This is a genomic window from Micromonospora sp. S4605, assembly GCF_003176715.1.
GTDB lineage: Bacteria > Actinomycetota > Actinomycetes > Mycobacteriales > Micromonosporaceae > Micromonospora > Micromonospora echinaurantiaca.
In genome coordinates, this window is the sequence record NZ_QGSW01000050.1 from 1 (window position 1) to 16,307 (window position 16,307).

At 72.3% G+C, this 16,307-nt stretch carries 15 protein-coding genes; 4 read left to right on the plus strand and 11 right to left on the minus strand.

Annotated elements, in window-relative coordinates; genetic code table 11:
* Position 1 precedes the first annotated feature (1 nt).
* The 5 genes from DLJ47_RS02320 to DLJ47_RS02340 form a co-directional block, all read right to left on the minus strand.
* Positions 2 to 430, minus strand: coding sequence for an SRPBCC family protein (locus DLJ47_RS02320; protein WP_109898454.1), 429 nt, complete (start codon positions 428 to 430; stop codon positions 2 to 4).
* On the minus strand, positions 423 to 743 hold the full coding sequence (locus DLJ47_RS02325) for an ArsR/SmtB family transcription factor (RefSeq protein WP_109898455.1): 321 nt from the start codon (positions 741 to 743) through the stop codon (positions 423 to 425). Before DLJ47_RS02325 ends, DLJ47_RS02320 begins: the two co-directional genes overlap by 8 nt.
* The gene (locus DLJ47_RS02330; RefSeq protein WP_109898456.1) at positions 736 to 1,113 is read right to left on the minus strand and encodes a glyoxalase superfamily protein; all 378 of its coding nucleotides are present in this window, start codon (positions 1,111 to 1,113) and stop codon (positions 736 to 738) included. Before DLJ47_RS02330 ends, DLJ47_RS02325 begins: the two co-directional genes overlap by 8 nt.
* Positions 1,114 to 1,190: 77 nt before the next feature.
* Positions 1,191 to 2,099: a carbohydrate ABC transporter permease gene (locus tag DLJ47_RS02335; protein WP_109898457.1), complete on the minus strand. Its 909-nt coding sequence runs from the start codon at positions 2,097 to 2,099 to the stop codon at positions 1,191 to 1,193.
* A complete protein-coding gene (locus DLJ47_RS02340; RefSeq protein WP_109898458.1) occupies positions 2,096 to 3,004 on the minus strand; it encodes a carbohydrate ABC transporter permease in 909 nt (302 codons plus the stop codon). The genes DLJ47_RS02335 and DLJ47_RS02340 overlap by 4 nt, the downstream gene beginning before the upstream one ends.
* Before the next feature lie 92 nt (positions 3,005 to 3,096).
* Here DLJ47_RS02340 and DLJ47_RS02345 point away from each other — a divergent pair, with 92 nt between their 5' ends.
* Positions 3,097 to 4,305: an RNA-guided endonuclease InsQ/TnpB family protein gene (locus DLJ47_RS02345; RefSeq protein ID WP_109898459.1), complete on the plus strand. Its 1,209-nt coding sequence runs from the start codon at positions 3,097 to 3,099 to the stop codon at positions 4,303 to 4,305.
* 87 nt (positions 4,306 to 4,392) lie between these two features.
* On the opposite strand, the gene ngcE is transcribed toward DLJ47_RS02345, so the two are convergent.
* Positions 4,393 to 5,808 (minus strand): N-acetylglucosamine/diacetylchitobiose ABC transporter substrate-binding protein, encoded by a 1,416-nt coding sequence (ngcE, locus tag DLJ47_RS02350; protein ID WP_109898460.1) that lies wholly within the window; start codon positions 5,806 to 5,808, stop codon positions 4,393 to 4,395.
* A 204-nt stretch (positions 5,809 to 6,012) separates the two neighbouring features.
* Here ngcE and DLJ47_RS02355 point away from each other — a divergent pair, with 204 nt between their 5' ends.
* Positions 6,013 to 7,488, plus strand: coding sequence for an acyltransferase family protein (locus DLJ47_RS02355; RefSeq protein ID WP_109898461.1), 1,476 nt, complete (start codon positions 6,013 to 6,015; stop codon positions 7,486 to 7,488).
* On the opposite strand, the gene DLJ47_RS02360 is transcribed toward DLJ47_RS02355, so the two are convergent.
* The 4 genes from DLJ47_RS02360 to DLJ47_RS02375 form a co-directional block, all read right to left on the minus strand.
* Entirely contained in the window at positions 7,460 to 8,965 is a 1,506-nt protein-coding gene (locus DLJ47_RS02360) for a CoA-acylating methylmalonate-semialdehyde dehydrogenase (protein ID WP_199235663.1), read from the minus strand. The genes DLJ47_RS02355 and DLJ47_RS02360 overlap by 29 nt on opposite strands.
* The gene (locus DLJ47_RS02365; RefSeq protein WP_109898462.1) at positions 8,962 to 10,269 is read right to left on the minus strand and encodes an aspartate aminotransferase family protein; all 1,308 of its coding nucleotides are present in this window, start codon (positions 10,267 to 10,269) and stop codon (positions 8,962 to 8,964) included. The genes DLJ47_RS02360 and DLJ47_RS02365 overlap by 4 nt, the downstream gene beginning before the upstream one ends.
* 110 nt (positions 10,270 to 10,379) lie before the next feature.
* A complete protein-coding gene (locus DLJ47_RS02370) occupies positions 10,380 to 11,261 on the minus strand; it encodes a hypothetical protein (protein ID WP_109898463.1) in 882 nt (293 codons plus the stop codon).
* Between the two features lie 6 nt (positions 11,262 to 11,267).
* Positions 11,268 to 12,137 (minus strand): hypothetical protein, encoded by an 870-nt coding sequence (locus tag DLJ47_RS02375; protein ID WP_109898464.1) that lies wholly within the window; start codon positions 12,135 to 12,137, stop codon positions 11,268 to 11,270.
* Positions 12,138 to 12,396: 259 nt separating this feature from the next.
* Here DLJ47_RS02375 and DLJ47_RS02380 point away from each other — a divergent pair, with 259 nt between their 5' ends.
* The gene (locus DLJ47_RS02380) at positions 12,397 to 13,437 is read left to right on the plus strand and encodes a hypothetical protein (protein WP_233257617.1); all 1,041 of its coding nucleotides are present in this window, start codon (positions 12,397 to 12,399) and stop codon (positions 13,435 to 13,437) included.
* A 133-nt stretch (positions 13,438 to 13,570) separates the two neighbouring features.
* Here the strand turns inward: DLJ47_RS02380 and murD are convergent, their stop codons facing one another.
* Positions 13,571 to 14,917 carry a UDP-N-acetylmuramoyl-L-alanine--D-glutamate ligase gene (murD, locus tag DLJ47_RS02385; RefSeq protein WP_109898465.1) on the minus strand — a complete coding sequence of 449 codons (1,347 nt, stop codon included), beginning with the start codon at positions 14,915 to 14,917 and terminating at the stop codon, positions 13,571 to 13,573.
* An 89-nt stretch (positions 14,918 to 15,006) separates the two neighbouring features.
* Here murD and DLJ47_RS02390 point away from each other — a divergent pair.
* On the plus strand, positions 15,007 to 16,307 hold a 1,301-nt coding region (locus DLJ47_RS02390), incomplete at its 3' end, for a hypothetical protein (protein WP_109898466.1).

A 16,307-nucleotide genomic window follows, 5' to 3' on the forward strand; every position in this document is an offset into this window, starting at 1 on the left:
GTTAGAGGGTGGGGAGGGTTTCGCGGAGGCGGGCGAGGACGTGGGAGCGCCAGCCGCCGGCGAGGAGGTCGCGGGTGCGGCGCTGGATCGGGTCGTCGGGATCGAAACCGGCGTGCTCCAGGAAGAGCCGGGTGCCGCGCCCCTCGGCGACGAGCGTCCAGGTCACCACGGTGTCCAGCCGGCCACCGCGCCAGGCCCAGCGCAGCAGGCGCGGCGGGTCGAGGTCGAGCACCTCGCAGTGCACGGTGCCGTCGAACTCCTGACCGCGCCGGGGATCGGTACGGAAGGTGAACCGGCGCCCGACCTCCGGCACGAAGTCGTTCGGCATGAGCCAGCGGGCGAGCAGATCAGAATCGGTCAACGCCCGCCAGACCTTGGCCGGCGGATGAGGCAGGTACTCGTCCACCGCGACGGTGCCCGGGTCACTCATCCGGCACCTCCCCCAGCACCTCGCGCAGCTGGGTGAGGCGGCCGCGCCAGAACCGCTCGTACGGGGTGAGCCAGTCGACGACCTCGCGCAGCGGCTCGGGTCGCAGCGAGTAGAGCCGCTGCCGGCCGGCGGGCTGCTCGACGACCAGGCCGGCCTCCTTGAGCACCCGCAGGTGCTCCGACAGGCTGGGCCGGCGCATGGCGAAGTGCTCCGCCAGCCGGTGCACCGGCTGCTCGCCCCGCTCCAGCAGCAGCCGGAGCACCGCCCGCCGGGTCGGGTTGGCCAGCGCGGCGAAGACGTCCGGCTCAGCCACCGGCGGTGGCCTGGAGCACGATGCCGTTGCCGTCCGGATCGTCGAAGGTGACGTACCGCCCCCAGGGCGCCTCCTGGATCCCGCCGTCAGCGAAGCGGACGCCCCGGGCGGCCAGCGTCGCCACGTCGGCGTCGAGGTCGTCGGTCTCCAGCACCAGGCCCTTGAGCGAGCCGGGCGGCATGGTCGGGAACCAGGTGACCAGGGTCAGCGCGGTCGCTCCGCCCTTCGGCGCGACCTGCACCCAGCGCTGGTCCGGCCCCATCGGGTTGTCGCCCTGCAGGTCGAAGCCGAGCGTGTCGACGTAGAAGTCGCGGGCCCGGTCCTGGTCGCTGACCGGCACCGAGACCAGCCGCACATGTGTGATCGCCATGTCACCCACAATAGGTAGGAGATTTCCTACCGGTCAACCGGCCGGTGCGGCGGCCGATGGTCGGTCACGGACGCGCGCTACTTCAACTGACCCGCCGTCAGACCCGCCTGGATCTGCCGCTGGAAGGCGATGTAGACCGCGAGCACCGGCAGCGTGGCGATGGTCAGACCGGCGAAGAGGCCGCTGTAGTCGCCCTGGTAGCCCTGGCTGACCGCGAGCGCGGCGAGCCCCTGCGCCAGCACCCACTTGGAGTCGTCGCCCTGCATGAGCACCTGCGGCAGGATGAACTGGTTCCAGTGGCTGAGGAAGTTGAAGATCGCGATGCTGATCAGACCCGGTCGCGCCATCGGCAGCATCACCCGGAAGAAGAGCCGGAAGTGGCCACACCCGTCGATCAGCGCCGCCTCGGCGACCGCGGTCGGCAGGGTCCGGAAGAAGGCGGTCAGGAAGAACACCGTGAACGGCAGCGAGTAGGCGGCGTAGACCAGCATCAGCCCGGTCCAGGTGCCGAAGAGACCGGCGTTGCGCACCACGAAGAAGAGCGGCACCAGGGCCAGGAAGACCGGGAACATCATCCCGCCCACGAACAGGTAGTAGAAGACCTGCCGGCCGGGGAACTCGTACCGGGCGAAGACGTACGCCGCCGTGGCGCCCAGCAGCATGGTCAGGGTGAGCGATCCGGCGACCACGATCGCGCTGTTCAGGAAGTACTGGCCGATGTGCGCCTCGGTCCAGGCCCGCGCCCAGTTCTCGAACCGCAGCGCCCCGGGCACGCCCCACGGGTCGGACAGAATCTCCCCGTCGCTCTTGAACGAGCTGAGGAACATCCAGAGCAGCGGCAGCACCGTCAGCGCGCCCCAGAACAGCAGGAACCCGTGCGAGAAGAGGTTGGCGACGCCCAGCTCGCCGCGCGGCTTGCGGCCCTGCGGCGCCGGCCGGTCCGCCGCGGCGGTGCCGTCGGTCGCGGGCTTGTCGACAATGGTCACGAGAACTCGATCCGATCACGCCGGGCGGCCCGCAGGGCCAGCACCGCCACCGACAGGGTGAGGAAGAACAGCACCACGCCGATGGCCGAGGCGTAGCCGAACCTGTTCTCGCTGCCGAACGCGGTCTCGTACATCCGCAGACCGATGACGTCGGAGGAGAAGTTGGGGCCGCCGTTGGTCATCTGCTGGATCAGGATGAACCCGTCCAGCGCCGCGATGGCCAGGTAGATCCAGGCGACCTGCACGGTGTCCCAGAGCAGCGGGATGGTGACCTTGCGCAGGGTCGTCCAGCGCGACGCCCCGTCGAGCATCACCGCCTCGTAGATGTCGCGCGGGATGGCCGACATGGCCGCGCCGAAGAGCACCACGTAGAAGCCGACGTTGCTCCAGATCATCACCGCCAGCACGCACCAGAACGCCGTACGCGGGTCACCGAGCCAGGTCGGGGTGGGCAGCCCCAGCGCGGCCAGGGTGCCGTTGAGCAGGCCGCTGTTGGGGTGGTAGACCTCCCGCCAGAGCAGGGCGATGATGACCACCGAGAGCACCTGCGGGAAGAAGTAGACCATCCGGTAGAACGAGGTGCCGCGGACGCCGGTCACCCCGGCCCGGCCCTTGCGGCCACCCATGGCGAGCATGGTGGCGAAGAAGAGGCCCAACCCGATGGTCACCACCGGCACCAGGGCCAGCAGCCACGCGTTGTTCTTGAGCGCGTTCCACACCCGCCCGTCGTCCAGCAGCCGCTCGAAGTTCGCCAACCCGACCGAGTTGGCCTCCGCCGAGTAGCCGAGCCAGTCGGTGGTCGAGATCTGGAACGCCTGCAGGTACGGCGAGATCACGAAGATGCCGTAGAGCAGCAGCGGTGGCACCAGGAACGTGATGATCAGCGGGTACTTGCCATGTTTCACCGGAGTGCCACCGGGATGCGCCGTCCTTCAGGGTGGGGACGAATGGCGAGGGGCTTGCTAGCCATGACTGTCTCCTTTGGAAAAATGGCCGTGTGCGAACGGCCTTCAAATGCCGGGCATACCCGACGCCCGAGCAAGCCAGCGTGCTGAACCGCACGTTTGGCTGCGTGCGTGTCGTCTGGAATCGGACCCTTGCCGCGCGCTGCGCCCACTGGCACGCCGAGCGCAAGTCCACCTCGTACGCTGAAACGGACCGGGCGCTGACCGAAATGAAGAAGCTGCCGGACCTGGCGTTCCTCAACGAAGTGTCGTCGGTGCCGCTGCAGCAGACGCTGCGGCACCAGCACAGCGCGATGACTGCGTTCTTCGCCAGGCGAAGCCGCTATCCGCGCTACAAGTCCCGCCACGCACGGCAGTGCGCCAGCTACACCCGCTCCGCCTTCCGGATGCGCAACGGGCAGCTCAGCCTCGGCAAGACCCCGGGAACCCTCGCCTTCGTCTGGTCGTGGCCGAAGGTGGACGTGACCGCCTTGGCCCCGACGATGGTGACGGTGTCCCGCGACCCCGACGGCCGCTGGTTCGTGACCTTCGCCGTCGACATCGAAGCACCGCCCGCCCCCGAACCGACTGGACAGACCGTCGGCGTCGACCTCGGCCTGACCGACTTCGCGGTCCTGTCGACCGCTGAGCGCGTGCCGCATCCGAGGCACATGGAGCGCCGCGAACGCCGACTCAAGCGCTACCAGCGGATGATGGCCCGGAAAAGGAAGGGCTCCAACAACCGAGACAAGGCTAAGCGGAAAGCCGCCCGCGCCCACTCGCGGGTGCGTGATGCCCGCCGCGACTTCTTGCACAAGACCAGCACAAACCTGGTTCGCCGCTTCGACGCGATCGCCGTCGAGGACCTTGCGGTGGCCAACATGGTCCGCAACCGAAGACTCGCCAAGGCGATATCCCGCACCGGCTGGGCCGAGTTCCGCCAGATGCTGACCTACAAGGCGCACCGCGACCGTCGGACTGTCGCCGTCGTCGACCGCTGGTATCCATCCAGCAAGACCTGCTCGGCCTGCGGACACCTGCACGCCCAACTCTCGCTCGGTACACGTCGTTGGACGTGCCCGAGCTGCGGCACCCGGCACGACCGGGACGTCAACGCCGCCATGAACATCGCCGTCGCCGCCGGGCTGGTGGAGACGATAAACGCCTGCGGAGCGGACGTCAGACACGAGGGACCTCCTTCCGTGCCGTCCGCAGTGAACCAGGAACCCCAACCCGCGAGGCTGGGAATCCCCCGCCTATAGGCGGGGGAGGATGTCAAGAGAAGGGCCTACTCCCCCCGGGAAACGGTGACCGGCGGGGACGGGCTCGCCGTCCCCGCCGGCCGAATGTCACGCGGCCCGCTTGTACTTCTTGATCGAGCTGTCCTGGGCGATCGAGTCGGCGCCCTTCTGGCACTGCTCGAGGAACTCGGCCGGGCCGATCCGGCCGCTGAAGAACTCGCCGCACGCCGCGTCGACGAGCTCGCGCTCCAGCTTCCGGTAGTAGTTGTTGTAGACCCAGTTGAAGCCGTTGCTGCCGGAGGCGTCCAGCGCCTTGACCACGGTGCTGAGGCCGAACGGCAGCTCGACGCCCTCGGTCGCCCCGGCCACCACGGTGAGGCTGGAGACCTTCTTGGTGAAGTCCTGGGCGCCCTTCTTGGAGAGCATGATCCGGAAGTACTCCAGGCCGCCGGCCAGGTTCTTGGCCTTGGCCGGCACCATGAACGGCTCGCCGGCGGTGCCGCGGATCGCCTCGAACGGCAGCTTGTCGCCGCTGCCCAGGCTCGGCGTCGGCTGGATCGTCATGTTGAAGCCCTCGGGGGTCACCTTCTTCTGCTCGCTCTCCAGCCACGAGCCGCAGGAGATGAAGGCGGCCTTGCCCTGGCACCAGGCGGTCTGCGACTGCACGTGGTCCAGGCCCGGCGAGCCGTCCAGGATGAACTTGTCCTTGACGATCTGGTGCCACGCGTCGGCGGCGGCCTTCATCGCGTCGGACTTCCAGGCGTTCGGCTCCAGGTTGTCGATCGCGGTGGCCACGGAGGGCCCGCCGAACTTGATGGCGGTGGCGATCAGCGGCCAGCTCATGTAGCGGGGGTGCTTGCCGGCGTACGTCCAGGGCGCGATGCCGGCGGCCTTGATCTGCTTGCAGAGCGCGATGTGGTCGTCCCAGGTCTTGGCGTACTCCCAGTTGCGCTCGGTGAAGAGCTTGGTGGAGTGCCAGATGCCGTACGCGGTGTAGGTGTAGTTGAGCACCAGGAACTTGCCGTCGTACGAGCCGACCTCGACGGCGCCGGGCAGCAGGGTGTCCTTGACCGTCTTGCCGGGGATGTCGAGGCTGGGCGCGGCGAGCAGCTCACCGAGGTCGGCGATGGCGTTCTGCGACACCAGGCCGTTGAAGTCGATCTGGCCGGCGCCGGAGTTGTTCACCACGTCCGGCGGGGTGCCGTCGACGAAGCGCGGCTGGAGGGTCTTGTTGATCTCCTGCGTCGCCGAGTGGTTGATCTTCGCCTTCGGGTACTTCTCGGTGTACATGGCCTCGTGGGCCTTGGCGTACTCCTCGCCGAAGCCGCCGTTGAAGATCACCACCTCGAGCGGCGCGTCCTCCTTGACCCCGAGCGGGTTCTGCTCGCTCTTGGTGCCCTTGTAGGTGCCGGAGTCGTCCTTGTCGCCGCCACCGCCGGTGGCGCAGCCGGCCAGCAGACCGGCGGCGGGGGTGGCCAGCAGGCCGGCAGCGGCGCTACGCCGCAGGATCTCACGCCTGTTCATGGTCTCTCCTCGGATCGGGTCCTGGCGGTCGCCGGTCGTCTGGGGGTGGCGTCCCGCCGTTTCGAGGCACGGGGGATTCGTTGCTTGTCTTCAATTCACAGAATGTTGCTGAAGAATTTCTACGGCAGCCGGGCCAGGACTTCAAGACCCGACGACCGAACCGTTATCAGCGCCGGCCACCACGTGGTGGCATAGCCTCGGATCATGCGCCGACTGCGCGAGCTCGCCGCGCGGACGCCGGCCGGCCGGGAGCGCTACGTCGACCTGCTCCGCGCGCTCGCCATCATTCTGGTCGTCCTCGGCCACTGGGCGGTAGCCGCGATCGGCTACGACGCGGACGGCGACCCGACCGGCCGGTCCGCACTGCCCGAGCTGCCCTGGGCGTACCCGCTGACCTGGGCGGTCCAGGTGATGCCGGTGTTCTTCATCGTCGGCGGGTTCGCCAACGCCGCCTCGCTGACCGCGCACCGGCAGCGGGGCGGCGACGCCACCGGCTGGCTGCTGGGCCGCAGCGCCCGGTTGCTCCGGCCGACCACCGCGCTGCTGGTGGTGCTCGCGGCCGGCGCGCTCACCGCCCGGCTCGTCGGAGCCGAGGCGCCACTGATCCGCACCGTCGTCTGGTTCGCCACCATCCCGCTCTGGTTCCTCGCCGCGTACCTCGCGGTGGTTCCGCTCACCCCGGTGACGTACGCGCTGCACCGACGGTTCGGGCTGGCCGTCCCGGTGGCGCTGGCCGCGCTGGTCGCCGCCGGCGACCTGGGACGGGCGCTGGGCCCGGCCGAACTCGCCCTGCCCAACTACCTGTTCGGCTGGCTGGCCGTCCACCAGCTCGGTTTCGCCTGGCAGGAGACCCGCGCCGGCACCACCGGGCCGCGGCCGGCGGCCAGCACCCCGGGCGGCGAGACCGCCCGCACCGCCGGCACCACCGGCGCGGACCGGGACGGCACCGCCGCAACCCGGGGCCTCCGGTCCCGCCGGCTGCCGATGTCCCGGCGGGCCGGCGTGGCGATGCTGCTCGGCGGGCTCACCGTGGCCGTGCTGCTGACCGGACCCGGCCCGTACCCGGTGAGCATGATCAACATTCCGGGGGAACCGCTGGACAACGCCGCGCCGCCGAGCGTGGCGCTGCTCGCCGTCACCACCGCCCAGCTGGGCCTGATCCTCCTGCTCCGGGACACGGCGGACCGCTGGTTGCGCCGCTCCCGGCCCTGGCAGGCGGTGATCGCGGTGAACGCGGTCGTGCTCACCGTCTTCCTCTGGCACCTGAGCGCGGTGATCCTGCTCGTCGGCGCGCTGGACGCGGCGGGCGTGCTGCCGACGCCGCCGCCCGGCTCGGCGGCCTGGCTGGCCTGGCGGTTGCCGTGGGTGCTGATGCTGGCCGTGGTGCTGGCCGTGCTGATCGCCGTCTTCGGTCCCATCGAGGGCCGTACCCGCCGGCCCGCCGCGGCGCGGCCGCCCGCCGAGGGCACGCCGGAGCGGGCGGACCGCCGGCGAGCGACCGCCCGCACCGCGCTCACCGCCGCCGCCTTCGCCGCCGTGGTGTACGGGTTGGTGGCCAACAGCACCGCGCCGAAGGAGGCCGCCGAGCCACTGGGCGTACCCGTCGCCGCCCTGGTGGCGTACCTGGCCGGGGCGGGCGTGCTGCGGCTGCTCAGGTCTGGGTGGGGAAGCCGAGGTTGACCCCGCCGTGCCGCGGGTCCAGCCAGCGGCTGGTGACCACCTTGCCCCGGGTGAAGAAGCGCACCCCGTCCTCGCCGTGCGCGTGCAGGTCGCCGAAGAGCGAGGACTTCCAGCCGCCGAAGGAGTAGTAGGCCATCGGCACCGGAATCGGCACGTTGACGCCGACCATGCCGACCTCCACCTCGTGCTGGTAGCGCCGGGCCGCGCCGCCGTCGTTGGTGAAGATCGCCGTGCCGTTGCCGTACGGGTTGGCGTTGACCAGCTCGACCGCCTCGTCGTACGAGCCGACCCGGACCACGCTGAGCACCGGGCCGAAGATCTCGTCGGTGTAGATGGACATCTCCGGGGTGACCCGGTCGAACAGCGTCGGGCCGAGCCAGAACCCGGCCGGGTCGCCGTCCGGCTCGACATCGCGCCCGTCCACCACGGGCACCGCGCCGGCGGCCACCCCGGCCTCGACGTACGACCGGACCTTGTCGGCGTGCCCGGCGGTGACCAGCGGTCCCATGTCGCAGCCCCGCCGGCCGTCGCCGGTGCGCAGCCGGGCCATCCGCTCGGCGATCCGGGCGACCAGGTCGTCGCCGACCGGCTCCACGGCGACCAGCGCGGAGATGGCCATGCACCGCTCCCCGGCCGAGCCGAACCCGGCGTTCACCGCCGCGTCGGCGGCCAGGTCCAGGTCGGCGTCGGGGAGCACCACCATGTGGTTCTTCGCCCCGCCAAGCGCCTGCACCCGCTTGCCGGCCATCGTGCCGCGCTGGTAGACGTACCGGGCGATCGGGGTGGAGCCGACGAAGGAGACCGCCCGCACGCCCGGGTGGTCCAGCAGCGCGTCGACCGCCTCCTTGTCGCCGTTGACCACGTTGAGCACCCCGTCGGGCAGCCCAGCCTCGGCGAACCACTCGGCGAGCAGCAGCGCCGCGCTCGGGTCCTTCTCGCTGGGCTTGAGCACCACAGCGTTGCCGCAGGCCACCGCCACCGGCACGAACCACAGCGGCACCATCACCGGGAAGTTGAACGGGGAGATCACCGCGACCACCCCGAGCGGCTGGCGCAGGCTGTACGAGTCGACCTCGGTGGAAACGTTCTCGCTGAACCCGCCGCGCAGCGCCGAGGGGATGCCGCAGGCGTACTCGATCACCTCCAGGCCGCGCTGCACCTCGCCGGCGGCGTCGGCGAGCACCTTGCCGTGCTCGGCGGTGATCACCTCGGCCAGCCGGTCCCGTCGGGCGTGCACCAGCTCGCGGAAGGCGAACAGCACCGCCGTCCGCCTGGCCAGCGAGACGTCCCGCCAGGACCGGGCCGCCCGCTCGGCGGCCTGCACCGCTACCGCGACGTCCGCCGCGCTGGCCAGCTCCACCTCGCCGGTACGCCGGCCGGTGGCCGGGTCGAAGACGTCGCCGCGCCGGCCCGACGTGCCGGTGAACCGCTTGCCGTCGACGAAGTGCCCGATGGTGGTGGTGTCCGGGGTGCTCACGCCGCCACCTCCGCCGCCGCGCTGGAGCGGATGGCGTCGACCAGGATGGCCAGCCCTTCACGCGCCTCGTCCTCGGTCAGGGTCAGTGGCGGACCCATCCGCAGCACGTTGCCGTAGAGGCCGCCCTTGCCGACCAGCAGCCCCCCGGCCTTGCACGCTTCGAGGACGCGCCCGGTCAGCGCCGGGTCCGGCTCGGCGGTGCCCGGGCGGACGAACTCGACGCCGAGCATCAGCCCCTTGCCGCGTACCTCGGCGACGCAGTCGAGCCCGCCCACGGCGGCGCGCAGGCCGTCGGCGAGGATCGCGCCGGTGCGGGCCGCGTTGGCCTGCAGGTCGTGGTCGAGCAGGTAGTCCAGCACCGCGTTGCCGGCGGCGGTGGAGACCGGGTTGCCGCCGAACGTGCAGAAGCTGATCGCCGGCACCGACTCCAGCACGTCGGCCCGGCCGACCACGCCGGCCAGGGCGAACCCGTTGCCGATGCCCTTGGCGAAGGTGAGCAGGTCGGGCGTCACGCCGTGCGCCTGGTAGCCCCAGAAGTGCTCGCCGGTACGCCCCCAGCCGGTCTGCACCTCGTCGGAGACGAACAGGATGCCGTGCTCGTCGAGCACCTTCTTCCAGGCGGCGAAGAGACCGTCGGGCGGGTGCACGAAGCCGCCGACGCCCTGGATCGGCTCGGCGATCAGGCAGGCCACGTCGCCGGCCGTCTGGGTGGCGAGCACCTCGCGCAGGTCTTCCACGGCGGCGTCGACCCGCTCGGACTCGCTGAGCCGGGCCAGCAGGCCGCGCAGCCGCTCGCCGGAGTGCAGCCAGGCGACCTGGAGCGGGTTGAGCGCGCTGGCCGACCAGCCGCGGTTGCCGGTCACGCCCATGGTGGCGTACGACCGGCCGTGGTAGCTGTTGCGCACGGCGAGGATCTGCGCCGAGCGGCGGTGGTTGGTGGCGAACAGCAGCGCCGCCTCGTTCGCCTCGGTGCCGGAGTTGGTGAAGAACACCCGGGCGTCCGGGATGCCGGAGACCCGGGCCACCTTCTCGGCCAGCTCGACCTGCTGGCGGATCAGGTAGAGCGTCGAGCTGTGCACGATGCCGGTGCGTAGCTGCCGCTCGACCGCCTCGCGGATCTCCGGGATGTCGTATCCGATCATCGAGGTCAGCACGCCGCCGAAGAAGTCCAGGTAGCTGCGCCCCTGGGCGTCGGTGACCCGGCGGCCGGACCCGGAGACCAACTCGATCGGCTCGGCGTAGTACAGCGGCATCCAGGACGGAAGCACGGCCCGGTGCCGGGCCAGCAGGTCGTCGGAGGTCATGGTCGCCTGTCCCCTTCAGCGGCGTACGCGGATACCGCACGCTTTCACCATCGGGCCCGGTGGACAAGTGCCAGCCTGTAGCGCGCGGACCCACTTCGGCTGACACATCGTCAGGCCTCGACGCCACGCTTTCCGTGGCCGCCGCGGCCCTGGGGAACGTTTCCGGTGGCCTCGGCGCGTTCTTGCCGCCGCTTTCCGTGGCGCGACGCCGGCAGGTGCAGGACGGCGGCGGTCAGCGCGAAACCGGCCCAGCCGGCGGCCAGTCCCGCCGCGGCCGAGAGGTCCTGGCACAGCCAGCAACCGGTGAGGAAGCCGACCAGCGCCAGGCTGTTGCGCGCGAAGTGCCGGCAGAACGCGGGCAGTTCCCGCCGGACCTCGACGGCGACCAGCACCCCGGCGTACGGGAAGGTGACCACCAGCCCGCGCAGCAGCTGCCCGAGCAGCCCGGTCGACACCGCCCCACCGAGGATCAACGCCAGCTTCGCCAGCGCCGGCAGCCGCTCCCCCGCCGCCTCGTCGCCGTCCCGCTCCAGCGGCGCAGCCCGGTCGACGGGCGCCGCGCGCCGCTCGGGATCGTCGGGCGGCGCGCTCCGCTCGGGATCGTCGGGCGCTGGGGCGGCGGGCGGCGGGTGGCGGCGCAGCAGCAGCGCGGCGAGCAGCCAGAGCAGCACCGTGCCGGCCAGCGCCGGAACGAACGGCACGGAGACGGCGAGCAGGGCGGCGCCGAGCGCCACGTACCCGGCGACGCCGGCCAGGTCGGCGAGCAGGATCGGCCAGCGCAGCCGGTGGTGGGCCACGGTGACCAGGACGAAGAACAGGTTCAGGCCGACCACGCCGATCAGGTGCGACCCGTCGACCCGGTACCCGGTGGTCAGCAGCGCCAGCGTCATCGGCAGCGGCAGGCTGTAGACGAACGCCCGCAGCCGGACCGAGCGCAGCAGGCTCACCGCCCAGACCACGGCGGTCACCAGCAGCACGCCGGAGACGGTCACGGCCGGTCAGTCCAGGAAGGTGGCGAGGTTGGCGCAGGCCTGAAAGGTCTCGCCGGCCCGGGCCACGTCGGCCGGGTTCACCGAGTACCGGTTCTCACTGATCTCGCCGTGCGCGCTCATCCCCGCCGTCCAGCAGGCCGTCCCGTCCCAGCGCACCAGGTTGACGTGCAGGGCCGGGTCGACCGCGCCGGCCGGCAGCAGACCGACCCGTACGCCGGCCTTGCGCTGCGTCTCCAGCAGTTCCTCCAGCTCGTCGGAGAGCGTCGCGTAGGCGAAGATCCGGGTGATCCGCACGCCCCGGCCCAGCGCCTGCACGTTGACCGTCCAGTGGTGCCGGCCGATGTCGCTGCGCCACCAGCTGAGTTCGCCGCTGGCCCGGGGCATCACGTTGGTCAGCGCCTGCATCTCCCGGACGCAGTCCCGGGTGGCGCCGAGCAGGTCCTGGTAGTCGTGGCCGGGCCGGACGATCCGGCCGTGGCGCAGCTGCTCGGTGTCCGCGCGGAACCGCTCGAACGAGCGGCGGGCCTCCGCTGCCACCCGGGTGCCCGGATGGCGCTCCACCGCCTCCCGGGTACCGGTCACCACCTCCGGTACGGCGGTCAGCAGCCACGGCGGACCGTCCAGCAGCGTCCGCAGGTGGAACCGGCGTTCGGCGCGGGCCAGCGAGTCGACCAGCAGCGAGATGGTGATGCCCATCAGCCCGGCGAGCAGGGACTCCACTCCGGAAGCCGCGCCGGTCAGGTCGAGGGTGACCGAGAGCGAGATCGACAACGCGATCCCGATCAGCGCGACCGGGTCGGTGTGCGCCACCAGCCGGGCGAACCCGGCGGCGGTGCCGAGCCGGCCGGAGCGCGGTCGGCGGAGCAGATCAGCCATCGACGACCTCCCGGGTGCCGGCTGCCGCCAGGGTACGTCCCGGGCACCATCGCCCCGCCGCCTCGCCCGAGCGCCGATCCGGACGGCACCCCCGGCCACCAGCGCAGCCCGACCTGAACGTGTGTTTCCGATCCGGTCAGCTCGGTCCGGCCCGGTCGTCGGCGGCTCCTTGCCGGGGAGCGTGTGTGTCCCATTCGGTCGGCTCCCGGTCCGGCCCGGTCGCCGGGACGGTCGTGCTCCGGCCGGTAGCATCCGAGCCGTGCCCGAGCGTCCCGTACCGCCGTCGCCGGGCGCCGCCCGCGCGCCCGGGTCCACCGTGGTCGCCGCCGCGCCGGTCGCGGACCCGCCACTGCCCGCCGGCGTGGACGCCGCCGCGATCACCGCGGGCATCGCCGCCTGGATCGAGGCGGTACCGCTGCGCGGACTGGTGGCACACTTCGGCGGCGACTGGCCCGACGGCGACCTCGCCGCGGTGCTCGCCGGGCTGGACGACTTCTCCGCGAAGCACTGGGACTACCGGGGCGGCCGGGAGCGGCCCGAGGCCCGGGAACCGGCCTTCGACCCGGCCACCGCCGCCCGGGTGCTCGCCGCGGCGGCCGTGCTCGGCCTGGTCCGACCGCGGCCGCCGGCCCGGCCCGGCTACGCCCACCTGGTCGTGCTCGGTGGGCTGGCGCACGCCTGTTTGCGCCGGGTGGCGTACGCCGCCCACCTGCTGCGCGCCGGCACCCGGATCGGCGGCGAGGTGGCGGTGCTGGGCAGCTTCCGCCCGCTCTCCCCGGCCGAGCACGCCATGCTGGCCGCGGCCGGGGTGGCCGGGTGCGACACCGAGGTCGCCGCGCTGGACGCGGCGGTGCGGCTGGCGTTCGGCATGGCCGAGCCGGCCGAGCAGGACGGCGTCGACGCCGGCCACCCGCACCACTCGTGGTCGTCCCGGACGTACCGCCCGGTCGGGACGCCGCCGGTGCGGGTGCTGGCCGCCCCGTCCAGCGAGCCCGAGCGGCGTCGCGCGCACACCGCCGACACCCAGCGCTTCTGGGCCGAGCACGTCCGGCTCGCCCCCGGCGACCCGGTGCTGGTGGTGACCGCGCCGATCTACGTCCCGTTCCAGCACTGCGACGCGCTGCGCACGCTGGCCGTGCCGTACGGCTGCCGGATCGAGACGGTCGGGGTAGACCCGGCGCTACCCGACCTGGCCACCCTGCCCGAGCCGACCCTCAGCCCGGGCCGCTACCTGCAGGAGATCCGCTCCGCGATCCGCTCGATGCGTGCCCTGCACGCCGCCCTGCCGCAACCTGCCTGACCGCAGCGAGCCGGCGGACCCGGCCGAGCCGCGCCGCGGAACAGAGCCGCCTGGCCGAACCGGCGGAACGGACCTGGCTGAGCCGCGCGGCCGGGCCGACCCCGGCGGACGGTGGCACCGGCCTCCCCGGCGGTCAGCCGGCGGTGTCGGCGACGGCCTGGGCGAAGACCTCTGAGCGGTGCTCGAAGTTGCGGAACCGGCCGTAGCTGGGCGCGGCGGGCGAAAGCAGCACCACCCCGCCGGCCGGGGTCAGCTCGCGGGCCAGCCGGACCGCGTCCACCAGCTCGTCGACCACCTCGGTACGCACCTTGGGCAACCCGGCCAGCGCCTCGACGATCCGCGGGCCGCTGTCCGGGATGCCGATCACGGTCAGCTCGCGCTCCGCGAGGTGCTCGCGCAGCGGGCTGTAGTCCAGCCCCCGGTCCGTGCCACCGACGATCACCGTCAACGGCCGTCCCTCGTACGCGTCGATCGCGTGCATGGCCGCGTACGGGCTGGTGGCGAGGGTGTCGTCGACGAAGGTCAGCCCGGACGGGTCGGCGATCTCGGTGAGCCGGTGGGCCAGCCCCTGGAACCCGGCGACGGCCACCGCGAGGGTGTCCTTGCGGGCCGCCACGTCGACGCCGACCGCGTCCAGCACGGCCAGCGCGACGCAGAGGTTGCTCTCGTTGTGCCGGCCGACCAGCGGCAGCACCGCGCGCGGGAAGAGCGGCTGGTCGACGAGGTGGAACCAGGGGTCGCCGTCCGGGCCGGCGGCCACGTGGGCGGTGTCCGGCCGACCGGCGCGCACCGCCGCCCGGTCACCCAGTTCGAGGGCGAGCCGCGGGTCGTTGCCGTTGACCACCACGGTCCGCGGCCCGTACGCGATGAGGTTGAGCTTGTCCCGGTAGTACTCGGCCTCGCCGCCGTGCGCGTCCAGGTGCTCCGGGAAGAGCGCCGTGACCACCGCCACCCGGGGCGAGTCGGTCAGGTCGCTGCACTGGTAGCTGGAGAGCTCCAGCACGTACAGCTCGGCCTCGGGCAGGTCGAGCGTGGGCACGCCGATGTTGCCGCCGAAGACGTTCGGCCGGTCCACCGCGGCGAGCAGGTGGCTGATCAGGCTGGACGTGGTGCTCTTGCCCTTGCTGCCGGTGACCCCGATGGTGCGCTCGGCGTGGTCGGCCATCCAGAGCGCGGTGCCCTGGGTGACGGTGACCCCGCGCCGGCGCAGCTCGACCAGCCACGGGTGGGTCTGCGGCACGCCGGGCGAGCGGACCACCACGTCGGCGGCGGCCAGCCGGGCGAAGCCCTCCTCGCCGACGACCAGCGGCGCCGCCTCGGCCAGCGGGCCGTCCCAGGGCAGCGAGAGGAAGTTGGCGCTGTCGTCGACGGCGACCAGCCCGGCCGGGCCGTGCGCGGCGATCGCGGTGACCGCGGCCCGGCCCTCCCGGCCGGCGCCCCAGACGGCCACGGTACGTCCGCGCAGGTCAGACAAGCGCACAGGTGATCTCCTCCGGGGCGGGCGGCGGGTCGGCGGCCGAGTCTGGCGCAGCCGGACGCGGACTGGTGAACCACGGCCTAGTATGGCGTGTGCTCAACGGACAGCTCCGGCGGATGGACGCCTTCACCTTCCCGTCCTACTCGATCGACCTCTCCACCGGCGAGGCCCTGTTCGACTACCGGCTGAGCGGCCCCGACGCGGAGCTGACCTTCACAGAGGTGGTCACCTTCCCGCTGCCGGCCGAGCCACCGTCGGACGCCACGGTCGCCGCGCTCGGCCGGGTGCTGGAGCTGCTGCACGTGGTGGCCGGGGTCAGCTACTACAAGGCCGCCGCGCCCGGCCGGCTGGTGCTGCCCGCCCCGCTCGGGCCGGCCGCCGCCGCGCTGGTCACCGGCATCTACACCCAGGGCCTCGCCGAGTACGCGTACCGCAACAAGCTGCCGCACGTGCTGGAGCTGACCCCGGAGATCCCGTCCGGGTCGGTCAAGCCGGCGACGCCGCTGGACAACTCCGACCAGCGGCCGCTCTCGGCGGTCGGCGGCGGCAAGGACTCGATCGTCAGCCTGGAGGCGCTGCGCCGGGCCGGGATGGACCCGGTGCCGTTCTCGGTCAACCCGAACCACGTGATCGTCTCGGTGAACGAGGCGTCCGGGCTCACCCCGCTCGCCGCCCGCCGGCGGATCGACCCGCGGCTGTTCGAGCTGAACGCCGCTGGGGCGCTGAACGGGCACATCCCGGTCACCGCGATCAACTCGCTGATCGCCGTGGCGACCGCGGTGCTGCACGGGCTGGGCCCGGTGGTGATGTCCAACGAGCGCTCCGCGTCGGACCCGAACCTGGTCTGGAACGGTCACGAGATCAACCACCAGTGGTCCAAGGGGGTGGAGGCGGAGGGGCTGATGCGGGCGGCGTTGACCGAGCACGCGGGGCTCGCCGAGCCGTACTTCTCGCTGCTGCGCTCGCTGTCGGAGCTGCACATCGCCCGGCTCTTCGCCGAGATCGACCGCTACGACGACGTGGTGACCAGCTGCAACGCCGCGTTCAAGCTGCACGACCCGAGCGAGCGTTGGTGCCGCAACTGCCCGAAGTGCCGGTTCGTCTTCCTGGCCATGGCGCCGTTCATGTCCCGCGAGCGGATCACCCACATCTTCGGCGGCGACCTGCTGGCCGACTCCGCCCAGCTGCCCGGCTACCGGGAGCTGCTCGGCGTGGACGGGCACAAGCCGTTCGAGTGCGTCGGCGAGGTGGAGGAGTCGGTGGTGGCGTTGAGCCTGCTCGCCGAGCAGGAGCAGTGGCGCGACGCCCCGGTAGTCCGCGCCCTGGTCGACGCCGTTCCCGACACCGCCTGGTCCGCCGCCGCCACCTCCGACGTCTTCACCCCCGGCGGCCC